Raw genomic sequence first — 20,320 nt, 5'->3', positions numbered from 1 at the left:
GGTGCGGGCCGGTCTTCGATCGAAGCACCCGGGGCTCTGTGCCCGGGGGCCACTACCGAGGACCGGCGGCGGCGAGGCGCGCTTCTCCTCGTGTCATGCGTCGTGACGTACGTCGTACGTCGTGGTGGTGCGTCCTGCGTCCTGCGTCGTGTGTCTTGCTTCTTCTGTTACCACATTACAAAGCCGGGGTGACACCGCGCACGTACAGCAAAGGGAGCGGCCCCCGAACGATGGGAACCGCTCCCTTCACGGCGTCTTACTTGGCGCCCGCCGCACCGCGGCGGATGCCGAGGCGCTCGACCAGCGCACGGAAGCGCTGGATGTCCTTCTTGGCGAGGTACTGCAGCAGCCGACGGCGCTGACCGACCAGGATCAGCAGACCACGACGGGAGTGGTGGTCGTGCTTGTGGGTCTTGAGGTGCTCGGTCAGGTCGGAGATCCGACGGGACAGCAGAGCGACCTGGACCTCGGGGGAGCCGGTGTCGCCCTCCTTGGTACCGAACTCGGAGATGATCTGCTTCTTCACTGCGGCGTCGAGCGACACGCGTACTCCTCTTGGTCTTGACTGGCCACCGAGTGCCCCCGGTCTACGTCTCGGGGGATCTTCCGTAACTCGGAAGGCGGGGATCCGCTGGGCGCGACCTCCAGGGCTCGAAGCTCCGGGGGCGCGTACACAAACGGCCGTCACACAGCCTACCAGCCCGTAGGGACGCCCCTGCTCGCGGCCTCCGCGGGCCGGTCGCCGCCACTCCTGGCGGTCACTTCCGCCGGTCACTTACGCCGGTCGCTCCCGCCCGTCGCCGCCGCCGGTCACCCGTGGCGGTCACGGACATGGGCAAACCGCTGAACAGGAGAATTGCGGCCATTAGGGTGGCCGCACAACCCGGACCCCGCTACAGGAAGGACCAAGCCGCGATGGCCGATGCCGAGGACCTCGAACTCAAGGCACGCAAGGAGCGGGAGAGGGACGAGCTCTACGCCCTCGACATCTCCGGCGTCGAGTGGCACAGCGCGCCCGGCACGGAGGAGCACGAGGAGCGGGTCGAGATCGCCTACCTCCCCGCCGGCGCCGTGGCCATGCGGTCGTCGCTCGACCCGGACACCGTGCTGCGGTACACGGAGGCGGAGTGGCGGGCGTTCGTCCTGGGCGCCCGGGACGGGGAGTTCGACCTGGAGCCGGCGGCGCGGGACGGGAAGAACGGCGACGCCTAGGTCGCCGGGCACGCCGCGGAACGCGGGGTCGCGGGGCGCCGGACGAGCGTGAGAGCCCGGCCGGGACGGTTCGGGCGGGTGCGGGGCGGCGGGGCCGGAGCGGATGCCGGTGCCGCCGCCCCGTTGCCGTATGCGCCGGTATGTGGGGTTGGCGGGGGTGTGCGGTGCTTGGGTGGTGTTGGGGCGGCGCTTCGGCGGTGGCCCAAGGTGCTTGGCCGGTACGGGGGTTGCATGGGGTTCGGACCGCGGGGTTCGGGCAGGCTCGGTCGGGTGGGACGCGTTCTGTCCGAGTTGTTCATCGGTATCACCCGGTTTGTTCATGGATGCGGGCTCTCTGCGTCACTTTCGGCCAGGCTGTGGCCTGTTGGGCTCACGCTGACGAGTGGACGGGCCTGCCGTGGTGGGGCTTGTGGTGATTAGGCTGGGACGGCGCGACGCCAGAACCCGTGGACCGGGCGTCTGCGTCCCAGGGGGAGAGCCGGTGGATCGGACGACCTCGAACGGCCTCGGACAACTTCGAACGACAAGCAAGGGTCGCCGCAGCACGGCATGAGCGTGCTCGACCACACCAGGAGGAATTGTGAGCAGCGATCGGGACGGGAACCGCGGGGGCTGGGCTACACCCGGCGATGACCAACCCGACGCGGAGTCCGCGGCCGAGACGACGGGCGAGTTCACGATCGACTACGCCCCGCCCGCCTGGTACACCCAGAACGCGTCGAGCGACTCGCGGCGGGAGCAGGGACAGGGACAGAGTCCGCGTCAGGAGCAGGGGGCGGGCGGCTCGGCCGGGGGGCCGGGCGCGGACTCTCCTTCCTCCGCCGGTTCTTCCGCTCCGGCCGGTCCTTCGGTTCCGGCCGGTTCTCCGGTTCCGGCCGGTCCTTCCGTGCCGCCCGGTCCCCGTGGGCCGGTTCCGCCGCTGCCGGGGCTCACTCCGCCGCCGCACGCCAATCCGTCCAACGGGCCCTCCTCTTTCCCGACTTCGGTACCGGTGCCGGCACCGGGAGCGCCCTTCACCCCGCCGCCGCCCGCTCCGGGAACCGCGTTCACGCCGCCTCCGCCGCCCGTGCCGCCGACCGGAGGGCCGACGGGGGTGCCCAGGCTGCCGGTGGGGAGCGGGTTCGAGCCGCAGCAGCCGCAGCAGCTCCGGCCCGAGCCCGAGCCGGAACCGGCGGTGCGGTCCGAAGAACCGGATGCCGCGACCGACCCGGCGCCTGTCACCGGCCCGGCTTCTCCTACGGCCGTACCGACGTTCCCGGCCGGCGGGTTCCCGTTGCAGGCGCCCGCTCCCGCGCCGGCTCCCGCACCCGCCGAGGAGCCGGAGCCCGTCGCCGGCGGCATCGACGACGGCGACCTGGAGAGCGGCGCCACGATGCGGTTCTCCTCGGCCGCGCTGAAGCGTGAGATCGCCGAGCGTGCCGCCGCGGAAGAGGAGGCCGGGCCGGACAAGCAGCCCGAGGCCGCGGCCGGTGCGCCCGATGCCACTGCCGACGACGACGCGGTGATCGGTTCCGGCGAAGACCCCGCGGCCCCGGAGTCCGGGGCGGCCGACGACCCCGGACTCGCAGAGGGCCCCGAGGTCACCGACGCTGAGGGGCTCACCGGTACCGGTCGGCAGGATGCCGCCACGGACGGCGACGTGGCGGACGGCGACGCGCTGGACGGCGACACGGACGGCGACGGTACTGCCGATGCGGCCGGCGCCGTTGACGGTGACGAGGTGTCCGACGCCTCTGACGCCTCCGCTCCGCCCGGTCTGTCCGGCTCGGCTGCCGACGAGGGGGAGGGCGCGGACGGATCCGCCCTTGCCGGTGCGGCTCCCGAGGCCGCCCCCGAGCCGGTCGCCGCGCACGCTCCGGTGTCCGAGCCCGCGCCCGGACCCGAGCCCGAGCCCGAGGACAGCGTCCCGGTGGCGGAGGAGCCCGAGGACGCCGTGCCGCAGGACGCCGCGTCCCCGGCGGACGCCGTGCCGCCGGTCACTGAGCCCGCGGACGCCGTCCCGTCCGACGCGCCGCCCGTGGCGCAGGGCGGAACGCCGCCGCTGCCTCCTTCGTACCCGCCCGTCGCGCCCGCGCCGGCACACCAGTGGCCCGCACAGCCCCAGCCGGCCCCCGTCTCTCCGGAGCAGCAGGGCGTACCGGGCGTACCGGCCCAGCAGCCTCCTTTCCAGCCGCAGGCCCCGCAGTCGGCGCCCGCCGCGTGGAACCCGCAGCCGACCGCGGCGCCGATGCCGCCGGTGCCGCCGAACCAGGTGCCCGCCCCGCCCGCACCGCAGGCTGGTTACGGCTTCCCGCAGCCGGGCGCCACGCCGCCCCCGGCGCCGCAGCCCGCACCCCAGCAGCCGGGTGGCGCACCCGCCGCCGGTTACGGCTTCCCGCAGCCCGGTGCCCCGGTCCCCCAGCCCCACCCCCCGGCCCAGCCCGACGGTTACGGCTTCCCGCAGGCGCCCGCGCCGCAGCCGCAGCCCGGTGTACCGCAGCAGGGTCAGCCGCAGGGCGGTGTGCAGGACCCGCCGGCCCAGCCGATGGCCCAGCCGGGTCAGTTCCCGCAGACGCCCGAGCCCCAAGTGGCCCCTGCGCCACAGCCCCACCAGGCAGCACCCCTGTCGCACCAGGCTCCCCACCAGCCCCACCAGCAGCCGCCCGTAGACCCCCGCCTCGGTGCCGCCTGGCCGCAGCCCATGCAGCACGACCAGCGTCAGCCCACCAACCCGGGTGCCGCACCGCTCGGTTACACGGCCGCCGTGGAGCTGTCCTCCGACCGGCTGCTCAACAACAAGAAGCAGAAGGCGAAGAGCAGCCGCCCGGCGGCCGGCGGTTCGCGTTTCAAGCTGGGCGGGAAGAAGGAGGAGGCCGAGCGGCAGCGGAAGCTGGAGCTGATCCGCACGCCGGTGCTCTCCTGCTACCGCATCGCCGTCATCAGCCTCAAGGGCGGTGTCGGCAAGACGACCACCACCACCGCCCTCGGCTCCACGCTGGCCACCGAGCGGCAGGACAAGATCCTCGCGATCGACGCCAACCCGGACGCCGGCACGCTCGGCCGCCGCGTGCGCCGCGAGACCGGGGCCACCATCCGCGACCTCGTCCAGGCGATCCCGTACCTCAACTCGTACATGGACATCCGGCGGTTCACCTCCCAGGCCTCGTCCGGGCTGGAGATCATCGCCAACGACGTCGACCCGGCCGTGTCCACGACCTTCAACGACGAGGACTACCGGCGCGCGATCGACGTGCTCGGCAAGCAGTACCCGATCATCCTCACCGACTCGGGCACCGGCCTGCTCTACAGCGCCATGCGCGGCGTGCTCGACCTCGCGGACCAGCTGATCATCATCTCGACCCCGTCCGTGGACGGTGCGAGCAGCGCCAGTACGACGCTGGACTGGCTGTCCGCGCACGGGTACGCCGACCTCGTGTCCCGTTCCCTCACCGTCATCTCCGGTGTGCGCGAGACCGGCAAGATGATCAAGGTGGACGACATCGTCGGGCACTTCCAGACGCGGTGCCGGGGCGTGGTCGTGGTGCCGTTCGACGAGCACCTGGCCGCCGGTGCCGAGGTCGACCTCGACATGATGCGGCCGAAGGTGCGGGAGGCGTACTTCAACCTCGCGGCGATGGTCGCCGAGGACTTCGTCCGCCACCAGCAGATGCACGGGCTGTGGACGTCCGACGGCAACCCGCCGCCCGTCGCCGCCCCGCCCCTGCCGGGACAGTCCGTGCCAGGACAGCCGATGCCGGGGCAGCAGGGTCAGTACGCCCAGCCGGGTCAGGCACAGCCCCAGCCCCAGCAGCCCGGACAGCCGTACCCCCAGCAGCAGCCGGGGCACCCGTACCCCCAGCAGCAGCCGGGGCAGGCGTACCCGCAGCCCGGACAGCCGTACGCGCAGCCGGGACAGCCGCCCGCCCAGCCCGGGTACGGCTATCCGCAGCAGCCCGGGCAGGCTCCTCCCCCGCCGCAGCAGTAGCCATGAAAAGCCGAAGGGCGGCCGGTGCTCACCAGCATCGGCCGCCCTTCGGCGTCCCAGGGGCGTCCGGAACGGACGCGGCAGACGTCAGGACGCCGCCGCGACCAACTCCCGGCAGCGCTGGACGTCCCGGCCCATCTGCTCCAGCAGCGCGTCCAGCGTCTCGAACTTCGCCTGGCCCCTGACGAAGGCCAGGAAGTCCACGGCGACGTGCAGGCCGTACAGATCGAGGCCCACGCGGTCGATGGCGTACGCCTCCACCGTGCGCTCGGTGCCCTCGAACTGCGGGTTGGTGCCGACGGAGATCGCGGCCGGCATCGCCTCGCCCTGGGCGTGCAGCCAGCCCGCGTAGACGCCGTCGGCCGGGATGGCGGTGTGCGGGAGGGTCTCGACGTTGGCCGTGGGGAAGCCCATCTCGCGGCCGCGCTGCGCGCCCCGGACGACCACGCCCTCGACGCGGTGCGGGCGGCCCAGGATCTCGGCGGCGCCCTCGACGTCGCCGTCGGCGACCAGGCGGCGGGTGAGGGTCGAGGAGAACGGCTCGCCGCCGCCCGCGTCGCCGGTCACGTACAGGTCCACGACCTCGACCTCGAAGTCGTAGACCTTGCCCTGTTCGACGAGGAACTCGACGTTCCCCGCGGCCTTGTGGCCGAAGCGGAAGTTGGGGCCCTCGACGACCGCCTTGGCGCGGAGCCGGTCGACCAGGACCTTGACCACGAAGTCGGCCGCGGACAGCTTCGAGAACTCGGTGGTGAAGGGGAGGATCAGCACCGCGTCCACGCCCAGGCCGGCCATCAGTTCGGCGCGGCGGTGGTGCGGGGCGAGCAGCGGCGGGTGGCTGCCGGGGCGGACGACTTCGCTGGGGTGCGGGTCGAAGGTCACGACGACCGCGGGGACGCCCAGCTCACGGGCGCGGTCCACGGCGTGCTTGATGATCAGCTGGTGCCCGCGGTGGACGCCGTCGTAGGAGCCGATGGTGACGACGCTGCGTCCCCAGTCCTCGGGGATGTCCTCCAAGCCACGCCAGCGCTGCACTGTGTCTGCTCCTTGTCGCAAACTCGTCGGAGTCGATGCCTCTTACGCAGGACTAAGGGTGCCATGCCGTGCGCCTTCCGCAGTCATCGGCATGGGCGCTGTGACCGGCCGCACGCCGTGCGGGCCGCCGGCGCCGCCCCGGGCCGGGCCCGGATCACGCGGGGACCCGCACTCCCGTCAGGCTCTCGATCGTGCGGCGGGCGCTGGGGCCCACCAGCGCGGCCCAGTCCTGGGGTGCGTCGGCCAGCCAGCCGGTCACGCGGGCGGCGAACCCCGGGAGGTGGCGGGCCAGGTCGACCAGGCCCCGGTCGAAGCGGGTGGCGCCGTCGGGGGTGCGGACGAGCAGGAGCCCGACGCGGTGGACGAGGGCGCGCAGCTCCTCGCCCCCGCACCGGGCCGCCGCGTGCAGCAGCGCGTCCAGGACGGCGGGGTCGTGCTCGTGCGCCAGGAGGTGTTCGCGCAGCTCCCCGCGGAGGGGCCCGCCGCCGGGGGTGCCGTCGGCGGACCCCGCGGCGGCGAGGACGCCGGCGAGCGCGGCCCGCACCGGCTCGGGCCCGTCGTCCAGCAGGCCGGTGACCAAGGGGTGCAGCACGGCCCGCGCCGCCGGGTCCTCGTCGAGGCGCCGGTCGACGTACGCGGCCACGTGCCCGGCGGTCTCCGGGCGCTCCGCCACGGCCTCCCCGAGGAGTACGGCGACCCGGCGGGCCAGCGCGGGCGGAGTGGCGTCGGCGAGGCCGCGCAGCGCCTCCCCGGTGTCGGGGCCGCCGCGCAGCCGGGCCCGGAAGGCGTCGAGGACGGGCTCGGGGTGGGTCGGCAGGGCGGCGGCCACCGCGCTCGGCGGGAGGTACGGATCGCCCGCCGCGAAGTGGTCGAGCGCCCGCGGGAGGTGGCGGTCGCGGCTGCCCGGGTCCTGTACGAGCAGGGCGAGGGCGCCTCCGTGCAGGGTGCCGACGGAGGGGTCGGCGAGCAGGACCAGCGCGGTGTGGCGCAGCAGGGTGCGGTCGGCGGTGGTGCGTGCGTGCGGGGCGGTGCGCAGGCCGTGGGTCACCGCGGCCGTCCGCCGGGCGGGCCGCTCGTCGCGGGCCCACCGCTCGACGGCCCGGCACAGGGCGGACGGCTCCTCCTCGGCCAGGACGGCGAGCAGTTCGTCGGCCCGCCGGTGCGGGCTGTCGGCCAGCACCTCGGTGAGGCGGTCCAGGCCGCGGTGGCGGTGGGTGTGCAGCAGTGCCTGCGCCGCCGTCGCGACGGTCGCGTGCGGGGTGGCGGGCAGCGGCCGTTCGTCGTCGAACCAGCGGACGAGGAGCGGCTGTACGGCGGCGGGGTCGGCGACGAGCAGCCGGGCGACGGCGTCGAGGTAGCGGGGGCCGGGGTCGAGGTGGCGGCGCCCCGGGTCGAGGTGGCGAGGGCCGGCGAGGAGGTGACGAGGGTCGGTGACGCCGTGGCGGGGGCCGGGCTCGTGGGGTGGGCCGTCGGCGAGGACGAGGCGGCGCAACAGGTCCAGGCGCGTGGCCTCCGGCAGCCGCAGGGCCGTCCAGAAGGCGGGGCCGAACTCCCCCGGCGCCGCCTGCCCCTCCCCACCGCGCTCCGCGATGCCGTCGGCCAGCAGCCGCAGCACGTCCGTGTACGGCGTCGCGTCGGGCACGCGGCTCAGCACCTCGGCGAGCAGCCGGGCGGCCCACCAGGAGCCCGGGTCCACGTCCAGGGCGTTGACCAACTCCTCCAGAGTCAGCGCGAGTTGGGGGATGCCGTGCTGGCGGGCGAGGGTCAGCAGCGCCTCGCCGACCGGGCCGATGCGGTGGTGCGGCACGGGCAGGGAGGGGGTGTCGTGCGGGGCGCCGCGGCGGTGGACGAGGGCGCGCAGTGCCTCGTCCAGGTCGAGGTGGGTGCCCTGGATCCAGTCGGCGAGTTCCTCGTGAGCGAAGCGGTAGCCGTTTCCGGCGGGCACCATGAGGCCCTCGGCGAGCACGGCCGCCGCCCAGCCGGTGACGCCGCCGAGCCGGGCCGGGGAGGCTCCCCAGGGGAACACCGCCTCGAACGACTCCCGGTCCAGCGCGCCCTGCCCGGGGCCGAGGCTGCGCCGGGCGGCCTCGTGGACCTGCCCGGAGACCTTCGCCGCGAGCCGGCGCACCGCGGTGCCGCGCAGGCCGTTCTCCCCGGCCAGGCGGGTCGCGACACGCAGGCACATCAGGTCGAGGTACGCCGCGAAGACCGCGTCCCGGTCCACGGGGACGGGGAGCGGGGAATCGCCGAGGGCCTCGTACACCTCGCCGAGCAGACGGAGGGTGAGGGGGTGCCGGGCGTCCGGGTCCGCGAGGACGCCGTCCGGTACGCGATGGCGTGCGCGCGCTTCCCCGGCCTCGTCGTCGCTCAGGTCGCCGAGGCGGACACAGGGCGGGAGCCCGGCGGCAACCCGCCCCGAGCGGTGCTCGGCCTCTCCTGCTCCGGTCCGGTGCGGGACAGCACCGTCCACGGGACGCCTCTGGACGCCTCCGTCCCCGCCGACGCCCTCGGCACCAGCGCCCGCGCCCGCGCCCCCGCCCCCGCCCGCGCCCCCGGCACGCCACTCGACGTCGCCACCTCCCCGCCAGCCCTCGACAACACCAGCTCCGACAGACCACTCGGCGCCACCCGCGCCCTCCCGGCGCCCGACGACACCCCCGCCGAGACGGCCCCCGGCAGCGCCGCCACTCCCACCAAGCGCGGCGGCCTCCAACCGCACCCGCCCGGCATCGCCCTCACCAGCCCCTGCCCCTACGCCCTCCTCCTCACCTCGCGCGGGGCGACGACCGCCTCCGCGCGCCCCACCGAACCCGCCCGGCACCGCCGACGGCTCCTCCGCGACGGCCGGCCAGGAACACGGCCCCCCGATGACCGGCCTCCCCGACACCACCCCGCCCCCGACCGCCCGAGGGGAGGGCACGTCCCGCCCTGCCGCCCGGACCTCCGGCACCGCCCCGTGCAACAGCTCGCGCGGGAACTCCGCCCCCGCCCGCTCCCAGTACTCCGCACGGCAGGCCACGACGAGCCCGGCCCCCGTCTCCCGCAGCCACGCGGCCGTGCCCTCGGTCCACTCGGGGAGACGGTGGGCCAGGACCGGCGGCATCTCCTCGGGGCCGTCGAGGAGGAGCAGCAGGGGGCGCCCGGCGGTGCGGGCGAGGTGGGCGAGGCGCTCCGGGGTGATGTCGCCCAGGCCGGCGGGGCGGGCGGGGTCCGAGGCGGCCACGAGACGAGCGGCCCGGGCCAGTGTCCGGCGCGCCGCGTCGGCCAGCGACATGTCGTCGTCCCGCAGATCGGCGCCCCGCAGCCACAGGGTGGGCGCCGGTTCCGCACCCCGCGAGCGGCGGGCGGCGAGGGCCGCCAGCTCGGTCGTACGGCCGCTGCCGGGCGGGCCGACCAGCCCGAGGACACGGGCGTCGCTCGCGGCGAAGGCGGTGAACTCCTCGGTGACCGCGGCGCGTTCGACCGGTTCCGCCGCACCGGGGCCGCCGGGCCGGCCCGCGCCCGGAGCGGCCTGCGCGCCCGCTCCCGCGCCGCCCGCCACGGCTCCCGGCGGGCCGTCCTGTGCCACCGAGGTCGCCGTGAGGGCGAGGACCCCGGCCAGGTTGAGGTCGGCGCCGTAGGCCGGGACCGTAGCCGCGTTCTCGGCGAGGAGGGTGGCGAGCGGGCCGGGCGCGGGCGGCAGCGGCACGGCGAAGCCGACGTCGCTGTGCCCGGAGCTGAGGGCGGTGCCGAGGACGCCGAGGACGGCTCCGGTGGTGAGGTCGAGCACCGGTCCGCCGGCCGCGCCGCCGCCGAGGCGCAGCGCGTCCCTGCCGGCGGTGCCGAGCGCCAGCTCCAGGGCGTCGCGGAGCACGTGGAAGCGGTCGGTGGCCGCGTAGTGGACGTCGGTGGTGCCCAGGACCCGGGCCTCGCGCCAGCCCCCGGCGGCGATACGCACGTACGCCCCCGCCTCGACCCGCCCCCGCACGGTGACCGGCAGTGGGCCGACGCCGAGACCCTCGGCGCGTACCAGGGCCAGGCCGAGGTCGGGCAGCGGTGTCACGTCGGCGGCGGCCACGACGCGGCGGCGGCCCCCGGTGGTGCTCAGCACGAGGCGGGGCAGTCCGTCGACGGCCTCGTGGCTGGTGAGCACCGTGCCGTGGTGGTCGGCGACGAACCCGGTGCCGCGGGGGCGGCCGGCGAGGTCGTGCACACTGATCAGAGCGTCGTCGGGCGCCTGCCGCGCCGCGTCGGCCTCCCGGGCCGGCGGTTCACCGCGCTGGTCCCGGAGGCCGCCACGCAACCGCCGGGCCGCCCCGCCGCCCGTCGCCTCCCGGGACCGGTTCCGCGACACCATCGTCGACCCTCCCCGCCGTACACGCGTGCTGTGTGTGCGACGGTAGGCGCGTGATGATCAGCGGGACAGATCGTCGGGCGAACGCGCCCCCTTCCACTCCCCCGGTTCACTCCGAGCGCCTGCCCGGACGGGTGAACAGCAGGGGTGGGTTGGATACACCCTAGGAGGTGGGGGAACCGAGGGGGGACCGTGGAGCGGCGGCAGTGGAAGTCCCCGTGGTCGCCGCTCCACGGGCGGGGGCCCGGCGGTGCTTCGGCTCAGCCGAAGACGGCCAGGCTCTTCGCCTTGCCCCGGTGCTCCTCGACGAGCGCCAGGAAGCGCCCCTCGGGCCCGAAGACGGCCACGGCACCGGCACCCGCGTACTCCTCGGGCATCTCCAGCCGTACGCCGTTGAGGAGCAGCCGGGCGCGCCTGGTCTCCACGTCCCAGCGCGGGAAGGCGGCCGTGGCGGCGTCCGCGATCGGCATCACGGTCAGCTCCTGCTGGAGCTGGTCCAGCGTCTTGGCCGCGTCCAGCTTGTACGGCCCGACGCGGGTGCGGCGCAGCGCGGTGAGGTGACCGCCGACGCCCAGGTCGGCGCCCACGTCCCGGGCCAGGGCGCGGATGTAGGTGCCGGAGGAGCAGACCACCGACACCACCAGGTCCAGCACCGGGGTGCCGTCCTCGGCGACGGCCTCCCGGACGTCGTACACCGCGAAGGAGGAGACGGTGACGGGGCGGGCGGGGATCTCGAACTCCTCGCCCTCGCGCGCCCGCTTGTAGGAGCGCACGCCGTTGATCTTGATGGCGCTGACCTTGGACGGCACCTGCATGATGTCGCCGGTCAGCTTGGCGACGGCCGCGTCGACGGCGTCCCGGGTGACCTTCGAGGCGTCCACCGACCTCGTGATCTCGCCCTCGGCGTCGTCGGTCAGCGTCGTCTGCCCGAGCCTGATCGTGCCCAGGTACTCCTTCTCGGTGAGGGCGAGGTGCCCGAGGAGCTTGGTCGCCCGCTCCACGCCGAGGACCAGGACGCCCGTCGCCATCGGGTCGAGCGTGCCGGCGTGCCCGACGCGCCGGGTGCGGGCGATGCCCCGCATCTTGGCGACGACGTCGTGCGAGGTGAAGCCCGACGGCTTGTCGACGATGACGAGGCCGTCGGGCGTGGTGTGCTTCTCGGTCATTTAGCGGTGTCGTCCGTCTCGTCGGCCTCGACGGCCTCGCCGGCCTCGTCCTCGCCCGGCTTGCGGTACGGGTCCGGCTCACCGGCGTACGCGGCGCCCGCGGACGCCTCGCGCACCTTCTCGTCGGACTGCCGCGCCTTGTCGAGGAGGTCCTCGATGTTCCGGGCGGTGTCCGGGAGGGCGTCCATGACGAAGGTCAGGGTCGGCGTGAACTTCACGCCCGCCGCCTTGCCGACCTCGGAGCGCAGGATGCCCTTGGCGCTCTCCAGGCCGGCGCTCGCGGCCGCGCGCTCCTCGTCGTCCCCGTACACCGTGTAGAAGACGGTCGCCTCCCGCAGGTCACCCGTGACCCGGGTGTCCGTGATGGTGACGTGCGAGCCGAGCCGCGGGTCCTTGATCCCGCGCTGCAGCTTCTGGGCCACCACCTCTCGGATGAGGTCCGCCAGCCTTTTCGCCCGCGCGTTGTCGGCCACTGGTCCGTCTCCCGTTCTTTCTTCTGAGCGTTTCGTGAGTCAGTCGTCTTCGCCGTGGAAGCGCCGCCTGACGGACAGCAGTTCCACCTCGGGCCGGCCGGCCACCAGCCGTTCGCACCGGTCGAGTACGTCGTTCAGGTGCCCCGCGTCGCCGGACACCACCGCCAGGCCGACGATCGCCCGGCGATGCAGGTTCATGTGGTCCACCTCGGCCGCGCTCACCGCGTACTTCCGCTGGAGCTCGGCGACGATCGGGCGGACGACGGAGCGCTTCTCCTTCAGCGAATGTACGTCGCCGAGGAGGAGGTCGAAGGACAGCGTCCCCACATACATGTGCAACCGGTTCACCCGCCGGTCCGGGATCGATGGCCCCGCCATCCATGGGGCGGGGACATCAGAACCGTACAACGAACGGCCGGGGCCGATCGACGGATATTGCTCTCCGCCGACCGGCCCCGGACCGCACCGTGTGAAGAAGTCGGGGCTGTTACACCCGCGGCTTCTCGCGCATCTCGTACGTCGCGATGACGTCGTCGACCTTGATGTCGTTGAAGTTTCCGAGGTTGATACCGCCCTCGAAGCCTTCGCGGATCTCGGTGACGTCGTCCTTGAAGCGACGCAGACCCTCGATGTTGAGGTTCTCCGCGATGACCTTGCCATCGCGCAGGAGGCGCGCCTTGGTGTTGCGCTTGACCTCGCCGGAGCGGATGAGGACACCCGCGATGTTGCCCAGCTTGGACGAGCGGAAGACCTCGCGGATCTCCGCCGTACCCAGCTCGACCTCTTCGTACTCCGGCTTGAGCATGCCCTTGAGGGCCGCCTCGATCTCCTCGATCGCCTGGTAGATGACCGAGTAGTACCGGACGTCCACACCCTCGCGCTCGGCCATCTGCTGCGCACGCCCGGCGGCGCGCACGTTGAAGCCGATCACGATGGCGTCGGAGCCCATCGCCAGGTCGATGTCGGACTCCGTGACCGCACCGACGCCGCGGTGCAGGACGCGGATGTCGACCTCTTCGCCGACGTCCAGCTGGAGCAGCGAGGACTCGAGGGCCTCGACCGAACCGGAAGCGTCACCCTTGATGATCAGGTTCAGCTGCTGGACCTCGCCGGCCTTGAGCACCTTGTCCAGGTCCTCCAGCGACACGCGGCGCGTGCGCTTGGCGAACGCGGCGTTGCGCTCACGGGCGGCGCGCTTCTCCGCGATCTGGCGGGCCGTACGGTCCTCCTCGACCACGATGAAGTTGTCACCGGCGCCCGGGACGTTGGTCAGGCCGAGGACCTGGACCGGCGTCGAGGGACCGGCCTCGGCGACGTTGTTGCCGTTGTCGTCGAGCATGGCGCGGACGCGGCCGTAGGCGTCGCCCACCACCATCGTGTCGCCGACCCGCAGGGTGCCTCGCTGGACGAGGACCGTCGCCACGGCACCGCGGCCGCGGTCGAGACGGGACTCGATCGAGATGCCCTGCGCGTCCTGGTGCGGGTTGGCACGCAGGTCGAGCGAGGCGTCCGCGGTGAGGACCACGGCCTCCAGCAGGGAGTCGATGTGCAGACCCTGCTTGGCGGAGATGTCGACGAACATGGTGTCGCCGCCGTACTCCTCGGCCACCAGGCCGTACTCGGTCAGCTGACCGCGCACCTTGGTCGGGTCGGCACCCTCGACGTCGATCTTGTTGACCGCGACGACGATCGGGACCTCGGCCGCCTTGGCGTGGTTGAGCGCCTCGACCGTCTGCGGCATGACGCCGTCGTTGGCCGCGACGACCAGGATCGCGATGTCGGTCGACCGGGCACCACGGGCACGCATGGCGGTGAACGCCTCGTGACCCGGGGTGTCGATGAAGGTGATCTTGCGCTCTTCGTCGTTGACCTCGGTCGCGACCTGGTAGGCACCGATGTGCTGGGTGATGCCGCCGGCCTCGCCCGCGATGACGTTCGTCTTGCGGATGGCGTCGAGCAGTCGGGTCTTACCGTGGTCGACGTGACCCATGACGGTCACGACCGGCGGACGGACGACCAGGTCCTCCTCGGAGCCCTCGTCCTCGCCGAACTCCAGGTCGAAGGACTCGAGCAGCTCGCGGTCCTCCTCCTCCGGACTGACGATCTGAACCGTGTAGTTCATCTCGTCGGCGAGGAGCTGGAGCGTCTCGTCGGAGACGGACTGGGTCGCGGTGACCATCTCGCCGAGGTTCATCATGACCGCGACGAGCGACGCCGGGTTGGCGTTGATCTTCTCCGCGAAGTCGGTGAGCGACGCACCGCGCGACAGGCGAATGGCTTCGCCGTTGCCGCGAGGCAGCATCACGCCGCCGACCGACGGGGCCTGCATGGCCTCGTACTCCTGGCGCCTCTGCCGCTTCGACTTGCGACCGCGACGCGCGGGACCGCCGGGACGACCGAAGGCGCCCTGCGTGCCACCACGGCCACCCGGACCGCCGGGACGACCGCCGAAGCCGGGACGGCCACCGCCGCCGCCGAAGCCGCCGCCACCACCGGGACGACCGGCGAAACCGCCGCCGCCACCGGGACGACCGCCGCCACCGGGACCGGCCGGACGACCGGCGAAGCCGCCGCCGCCCGGACGACCGCCGCCGCCACCGGGGCGACCGGCACCACCGGGACCGCGACCGCCGCCACCGGGGCCGGGACGCGGGCCGGCAGCGGGACGCTGCGGCATCATGCCGGGGTTCGGACGCGGGCCGCCGCCGGGACGGGGGCCGGCGCCGCCGCCCTGCGGACGCGGCATCGAGCCCGGGGTCGGGCGGTTGCCGCCCGGAGCCTGGGGACGGGGACCGCCGCCCTGGCCCGCGGGACCCTGCGGACGGGGACCGCCGCCGGGAGCACCGCCGGGACCACCCGGACGCGGGCCGCCCTGCGGACGGGGCGCCTGCGGGCGGGCCATGCCGGCGTTGCCGCCGGAGGTGAAGGGGTTGTTGCCCGGACGCGGACCGCCGGGGCGGCCTCCGGGACGCTGCGCCGGGGCGCCGGGACGCTGACCACCGGGACGGCCCTGGCCGCCCTGCTGGCCGCGGTCCTGACCCGGACCGGACGGACGGGCGCCGCCGGGCTTGGGGGCACCGGGACGCGCGCCGCCGGGCTTCGGTCCGGCCGGAGCCGGAGTCGAGGCGGCGGGGGCAGCCGGAGCGGCCGGAGCGGCCGGCGGAGCGGTGAACTCCGGGGCGGCCGGAGCCGGACGCGGCGCGGGCTTGGGGCCCGGCGTCGGACGCGGACCCTGGGCGGGCGCCGGCGCGGGGGCCGACGGGGCCGCGGGCTGCTGGGCAGCCGGGGGCTTGGGGGCCGACGGGGGCTTGGGAGCCGCCGGACGGTCCCCCGCTGCCTGAACGGCGCGGGAGGGGCCCCCACCCTGCGCCGGGGACGGCGCGGCGGGCCTGGGGGCGGCCTTCTTCGGGGCCGCGGGACGACCGGCGGACCGACCGTTGCCACCGCCCTGCTGGAACGCGTCTGTCAGCTTGCGTACTACAGGCGCTTCGATCGTCGAAGACGCCGAACGGACGAATTCACCGAGTTCCTGGAGCTTGGCCATGACGACCTTGCTCTCGACACCGAACTCCTTGGCGAGTTCGTAGACCCGGACCTTAGCCACTTCGCTCCTCTGAGGTCCGGGTTGCGTCCGGACCGTCGCTAGTTCATGGGCGTACTCATCGCGTACTCATCGAGTGCTCATCGCAATCTCGACCTGCTTTCGACTCGCGAGGTACCAGACCGCACGGGGTTCCGCGCGGTACGTCTTCCTTGGCACGTTGCCTGACGCTGCTGTCAGCAACCCTGTGCCTGCTCGACGTAGCGGCGCAACGCCTTTACGTCGAGCGGCCCCGGGACGCGGAGCGCCCGCGGGAACGCCTTGCGGCGCACTGCCTGGTCGATACAGACCGGCGCGGGGTGCACGTACGCACCCCGGCCGGGCAGCGTACCGCGTGGATCGGGGGCGCATTCACCCTCGACCGCCACGGTGCGCAGCAGCTCGCTCTTGACCGCTCGCTCCCGGCACCCCACGCAGGTGCGCTCGGGGCATGCTCGGGTACGTGTCCGGCCAGACACTCCTAAGTCTACCTCCCCGGACCGACCTCACCCCTTCGGGGCAAGAATCGAACACACGCCGCATGCAAGACTGTCGTGATCTCAGCGCCCGTGCGGCTTGGATCTATTCCCCGTGCCCGCCGGACGGGCGCTGGGGCGACTGGTCGGACGTCCGATCGGACGGCTGCTCGGTGTCCGGCCGGATGTCGATCCGCCAGCCGGTCAGCCGGGCCGCGAGGCGGGCGTTCTGGCCCTCCTTGCCAATGGCCAGCGACAGCTGGTAGTCCGGCACGATCACCCGGGCGGAGCGGGCCGCCAGGTCCACGACCTCCACCTTGGAGACGCGGGCCGGGGAGAGCGCGTTCGCCACCATCTCGGCCGGGTCGTCCGACCAGTCGACGATGTCGATCTTCTCGCCGTTCAGCTCGCCCATGACGTTGCGCACCCGGCCGCCCATCGGGCCGATGCAGGCACCCTTGGCGTTCAGGCCCGAGCGGGTGGAGCGTACGGCGATCTTCGTGCGGTGGCCGGCCTCGCGGGCGATGGCGGAGATCTCGACGGACCCGTCGGCGATCTCCGGCACCTCCAGCGCGAACAGCTTCTTCACCAGGTTGGGGTGGGTGCGGGACAGCGTCACGGAGGGGCCGCGCACTCCCTTGGCCACCCGGACGACGTACGACCGCAGCCGCATGCCGTGCGGGTAGGTCTCGCCCGGGACCTGCTCCTGCACCGGCAGGATGGCCTCCAGCTTGCCGATGTCGACCAGCACGTTCTTCGGGTCGCGGCCCTGCTGGACCACGCCGGTGACGATGTCGCCCTCGCGGCCGGCGTACTCACCGAGCGTCGCGTCGTCCTCGGCGTCGCGCAGCCGCTGCAGGATGACCTGCTTGGCGGTGGTGGCGGCGATACGGCCGAAGTCGGACGGGGTGTCGTCGAACTCGCGGGCCGCCTGGCCCTCCTCGAGGTCGTCGGGGTCCTCCTTCGCCCACACGGTCACATGCCCGGTCTCCCGGTTGAGCTCCACGCGCGCGTGCCGGCGGCTTCCCTCGGTGCGGTGGTAGGCGATGAGGAGGGCCGACTCGATCGCTTCGACCAGCAGGTCGAAGGAGATCTCCTTCTCCCGCACCAAGCCCCGCAGGGCGCTCATGTCGATGTCCACGGCTACGCCTCCTCCTCTTCCGTCGTGTTCTTGCTGTTCTTGCTGTTCTCGGGGGTGTGGTCCCCGCCGTCGTCCTTGCGGTTGAACTCGACCTGGACGCGGGCCCGGTCGATGTCGCCGAAGGCGATCCTGCGGGTGGTGGCCTTGCGGCCCTTGACGCCGGGCACCTCGAGGTCGAGTCCTTCCTCGTCCACGCCGAGGATGCGGGCGAGCAGCTCGCCGCCCTCGTGGAGCTGGAACCGCACCAGGCGGCCCGTGGCGCGCACGTAGTGGCGGTGCTCGGTGAGGGAACGCTCGGCACCCGGGGTGCCGACCTCGAGGGTGTACTCCGCGTCACCCATCGCGTCGGTCTCGTCGAGCTTCGCCGAGAGCGCGCGGCTCACATCGGCGACGCGGTCCAAGTCGGCACCGGTGTCGGAGTCGACGACGACTCTCAGCACACGCTTGCGGCCGACCGAGTCCACCGCGATCTCCTCGAGGTCCAGTCCCTGGGAGGCGACGAGCGGTTCGAGCAGCTCGCGCAGCCTCTCGCTCTGGGTGGTGCTCATCCGGGTGACTCCTCGGCCGCGTGTGCTGTTGTGGGACGGTGCGCGTGTCTGGTCAAAGGGTATCCGGTCCCGGGGGGTGTTGCCGTCCACCCCACCTCTCGGCGGTGCCGATGATCCCTGCCCGGGCGGGGCCCGGGTACCGTGATCACGGGCAGGCCGCACCGCGGGTTCCCGTCGCGTCGGCCGTCGCTTCGCCGTCGCTGCTTCGCCGTTGCTGCTTTGCCGTCGTTGCTTTGCCGTCGCTTCCGTACGAGCCTGTCGAGGACGTCTGCCGTGTCGTTTTCCTCATCGCCGCGCCTGCCCTCGGGGCCGCGCAGAAGGAGCCTGCTCGCGTCGGCCGCCGGTGCCGCCCTCCTCGCCGGCTGTTCCGGCGGGCCGGGCTCCGGCGACGCGGGGGCCGACCCGTCGGCCGTCGACCGGGTGCGCGCCCGTGCGGCCCGGGACAGCGCGGAGCTGGCCGGCCGGTACGCGGCGGTGATCGCCGCGCACCCTGGGCTGGCGGAGCGGCTGCGGCCGCTGCGGGAGGCGACCGTACGGCACGCGGAGGCGTTCGGTGCCGTGCCCGGGGCCTCGCCGGAGGCGTCGCCGTCGGTCTCCGCGCGGGCCGCGGGGCCGCAGGACGGCGACGGGGCCGGGGCCGGGGACGTTCCGGTGGTGGAGAAGGACGCCCTGGCCCTGCTGGCCGGCGCCGAGCGGAAGCTGGCCGGCCGGCGGACCCGGGCGCTGGCCGAAGTGCCGGGCGAGCTGGCCCGGTTGCTGGCCTCGGTGGCGGCGGCCGGGGCGGCGCACGTGTACCTGCTGACGGAGGGTGACGGGTGAGCGAGGCGGAGGACCGGGAGTTGGACGCCCTCCAGGCGGCGCTGGCGGCGGAGCACGCGGCGGTGTACGGCTACGGCGTCGTCGGCGGACGGATCGGCGAGGAACGGCGCGCCGAGGCGCGGACGGCGTACGACGCGCACCGGGCGCGGCGGGACGCGCTGGCGCGCGAGGTGCGCGACCGGGGAGGTGAGCCGGTGGCCGCGGCGGCCGGGTACGCGCTGCCCTTCGCGGTGCCGGACGCGGTGACGGCGGTACGGCTGGCGGCGGAGCTGGAGGACCGGGTGGCCGGGGTCTACTCCGACCTGGTGCGGGCTGCCGGGGGCGGCCGGCGGGCGTCGGCGGCCGGGGCGCTGCGGGAGGCGGCGGTCCGGGCGGTGCGCTGGCGGGGCGGGAGCGTAGCCTTCCCTGGGCTCGCCGAGCGGGCCGACGGGGCGTCGGCGTCGGGCTCCGCGCCCGTGACACCGACGACGTGACGCGTACGGCTGCCCGTACGAGAAGGGAACGGCTCGCGCATGGTTTTCGAACCGCCGCGGCGACTGGTCAGGGCGCTCGGTGAGACGGCGCCGGACGGTGACGACTGGTTGGAGAAGCTGCCCGGGGCGGCGGAGCGGGCCGTGGCGCTGCGCGAGTTGGCCGTGGAGCGGGTGCAGGTGCCCGGTGGGCGCAGCAGCCTGGTGGTCCTCGTGCGCACCGCCGACGGGACGCCCGCGGTGCTGAAGCTGGCCCCGCGCCGGGCGCGTCCGGAGAGTGAGCGGGTCGCGCTCGCCCACTGGGCCGGGCGGGGTGCCGTGCAGGTGCTCGACGCGGAGACCTCCGAGGGTGAGGGTGTGCTGCTGCTGGAGCGGCTGCACCCGGACGTGTCGGTGCGGTCGTTGCCGGAGGCGAAGGCGTTGCTGGAGGCGGCGGGGACGCTGCGGCGGCTGTGGGTGGAGCCGCCCGCCGGGCATCCCTTCGAGACCGTGGCCGAGCGGAGCGGGCGGCAGGCCGGGGCCATGCGGGCGGGTGCGGTGGCCGGTTCCGAGGTGGCTCCGCTGGTCGAGGCGGCGCTCGCGGCGCGGGAGGAGTTGCTGGCGGCGCCGCCGGAGGAGCGGCTGCTGCACGGCACGTTTCGGCAGAGCAAGGTGCTTGCCGGGGAGCGGATGCCGTGGCTGGCCGTGGGGCCCGATCCGGTGGTCGGCGAGCCCGCCTTCGATCTCGCGCGGCTGGTCCGGGACCGCGTGGAGGACCTCATCGCCCAGCCCTCGGGGGCCTCGACGACCCGGCGCCGGATCAAGCGGCTCGCGGAGTCCCTCGAGGTGGACCAGGAGCGGCTGCGGGGGTGGACGCTGTTCCGGGCGGTGGAGTCAGGGGTGCGGGCCCGGCGGGTGGGGCGGGAGCAGGACGCGGAGTTGTTGCTGGAGTTCGCGGGCTGGCTGTGAGCCGGCCGGGGCCTCCGGTGGTGCGGGGGCGGGGTGGGGTGGGGTGCCTGCGGCGGCCTGTGCGGGTTCGGTGGGGGTGCGGGTGGCGCGGTGCGTGGTCGGGTGGGTCGGGGGGGGGGGGGGGGGGGGGGGGGGGGGGGGGGGGGGGGGGGGGG

15 protein-coding genes are annotated in these 20,320 nt (G+C 74.3%); 5 read left to right on the top strand and 10 right to left on the bottom strand.

Annotation, left to right across the window (positions count from 1 at the left end; all coding sequences use genetic code 11):
* Positions 1–256: 256 nt before the first annotated feature.
* On the bottom strand, positions 257–544 hold the full coding sequence (rpsO, locus tag ACFIF2_RS35075) for a 30S ribosomal protein S15 (RefSeq protein ID WP_006130415.1): 288 nt from the start codon (positions 542–544) through the stop codon (positions 257–259).
* Between the two features lie 371 nt (positions 545–915).
* Between rpsO and ACFIF2_RS35070 the strand changes: the two genes are divergently transcribed.
* Both ACFIF2_RS35070 and ACFIF2_RS35065 read left to right on the top strand, forming a co-directional pair.
* Positions 916–1,212 (top strand): DUF397 domain-containing protein, encoded by a 297-nt coding sequence (locus tag ACFIF2_RS35070; protein ID WP_395577341.1) that lies wholly within the window; start codon positions 916–918, stop codon positions 1,210–1,212.
* A gap of 580 nt (positions 1,213–1,792) precedes the next feature.
* Positions 1,793–5,176: an SCO5717 family growth-regulating ATPase gene (locus ACFIF2_RS35065; protein WP_395577340.1), complete on the top strand. Its 3,384-nt coding sequence runs from the start codon at positions 1,793–1,795 to the stop codon at positions 5,174–5,176.
* Between the two features lie 87 nt (positions 5,177–5,263).
* Here ACFIF2_RS35065 and ACFIF2_RS35060 read toward each other — a convergent pair whose 3' ends face one another.
* The 9 genes from ACFIF2_RS35060 to rimP form a co-directional block, all read right to left on the bottom strand.
* Complete coding sequence (locus ACFIF2_RS35060; RefSeq protein ID WP_395577339.1) at positions 5,264–6,211, bottom strand: bifunctional riboflavin kinase/FAD synthetase; 948 nt, start codon at positions 6,209–6,211, stop codon at positions 5,264–5,266.
* A 154-nt stretch (positions 6,212–6,365) separates the two neighbouring features.
* Positions 6,366–10,547: a hypothetical protein gene (locus tag ACFIF2_RS35055; protein WP_395577338.1), complete on the bottom strand. Its 4,182-nt coding sequence runs from the start codon at positions 10,545–10,547 to the stop codon at positions 6,366–6,368.
* 257 nt (positions 10,548–10,804) lie between these two features.
* Positions 10,805–11,710, bottom strand: a complete 906-nt coding sequence (gene truB / locus ACFIF2_RS35050) for a tRNA pseudouridine(55) synthase TruB (protein ID WP_395577337.1) — start codon at positions 11,708–11,710, stop codon at positions 10,805–10,807.
* On the bottom strand, positions 11,707–12,183 hold the full coding sequence (gene rbfA, locus ACFIF2_RS35045; protein WP_395577336.1) for a 30S ribosome-binding factor RbfA: 477 nt from the start codon (positions 12,181–12,183) through the stop codon (positions 11,707–11,709). The genes truB and rbfA overlap by 4 nt, the downstream gene beginning before the upstream one ends.
* 39 nt (positions 12,184–12,222) lie before the next feature.
* Positions 12,223–12,516: a DUF503 domain-containing protein gene (locus tag ACFIF2_RS35040; protein ID WP_395577351.1), complete on the bottom strand. Its 294-nt coding sequence runs from the start codon at positions 12,514–12,516 to the stop codon at positions 12,223–12,225.
* A 154-nt stretch (positions 12,517–12,670) separates the two neighbouring features.
* On the bottom strand, positions 12,671–15,787 hold the full coding sequence (gene infB, locus ACFIF2_RS35035) for a translation initiation factor IF-2 (protein ID WP_395577335.1): 3,117 nt from the start codon (positions 15,785–15,787) through the stop codon (positions 12,671–12,673).
* A 173-nt stretch (positions 15,788–15,960) separates the two neighbouring features.
* Positions 15,961–16,242, bottom strand: coding sequence for a YlxR family protein (locus tag ACFIF2_RS35030; RefSeq protein WP_395577334.1), 282 nt, complete (start codon positions 16,240–16,242; stop codon positions 15,961–15,963).
* Positions 16,243–16,345: 103 nt separating this feature from the next.
* Positions 16,346–17,380, bottom strand: a complete 1,035-nt coding sequence (gene nusA / locus ACFIF2_RS35025; RefSeq protein ID WP_395577333.1) for a transcription termination factor NusA — start codon at positions 17,378–17,380, stop codon at positions 16,346–16,348.
* 2 nt (positions 17,381–17,382) lie between these two features.
* Positions 17,383–17,928: a ribosome maturation factor RimP gene (gene rimP, locus ACFIF2_RS35020; RefSeq protein ID WP_395577332.1), complete on the bottom strand. Its 546-nt coding sequence runs from the start codon at positions 17,926–17,928 to the stop codon at positions 17,383–17,385.
* 273 nt (positions 17,929–18,201) lie between these two features.
* On the opposite strand from rimP, the gene ACFIF2_RS35015 reads away from it, so the two are divergent.
* Genes ACFIF2_RS35015 through ACFIF2_RS35005 form a run of 3 tightly spaced genes read left to right on the top strand, consistent with a single transcriptional unit; the run spans position 18,202 to position 20,165 of the window.
* Positions 18,202–18,747 carry a hypothetical protein gene (locus ACFIF2_RS35015; protein WP_395577331.1) on the top strand — a complete coding sequence of 182 codons (546 nt, stop codon included), beginning with the start codon at positions 18,202–18,204 and terminating at the stop codon, positions 18,745–18,747.
* Entirely contained in the window at positions 18,744–19,220 is a 477-nt protein-coding gene (locus tag ACFIF2_RS35010) for a ferritin-like domain-containing protein (protein WP_395577330.1), read from the top strand. The genes ACFIF2_RS35015 and ACFIF2_RS35010 overlap by 4 nt, the downstream gene beginning before the upstream one ends.
* Before the next feature lie 39 nt (positions 19,221–19,259).
* Complete coding sequence (locus ACFIF2_RS35005) at positions 19,260–20,165, top strand: aminoglycoside phosphotransferase family protein (protein ID WP_395577329.1); 906 nt, start codon at positions 19,260–19,262, stop codon at positions 20,163–20,165.
* Positions 20,166–20,320 lie beyond the last annotated feature (155 nt).

Origin of the sequence: Streptomyces sp. BK79, assembly GCF_044142145.1 — a bacterium.
In the GTDB taxonomy this organism is placed as follows: domain Bacteria; phylum Actinomycetota; class Actinomycetes; order Streptomycetales; family Streptomycetaceae; genus Streptomyces.
Note: the sequence above shows the minus strand (reverse complement) of the source record. Positions and strands in the feature narration are given on the sequence as shown.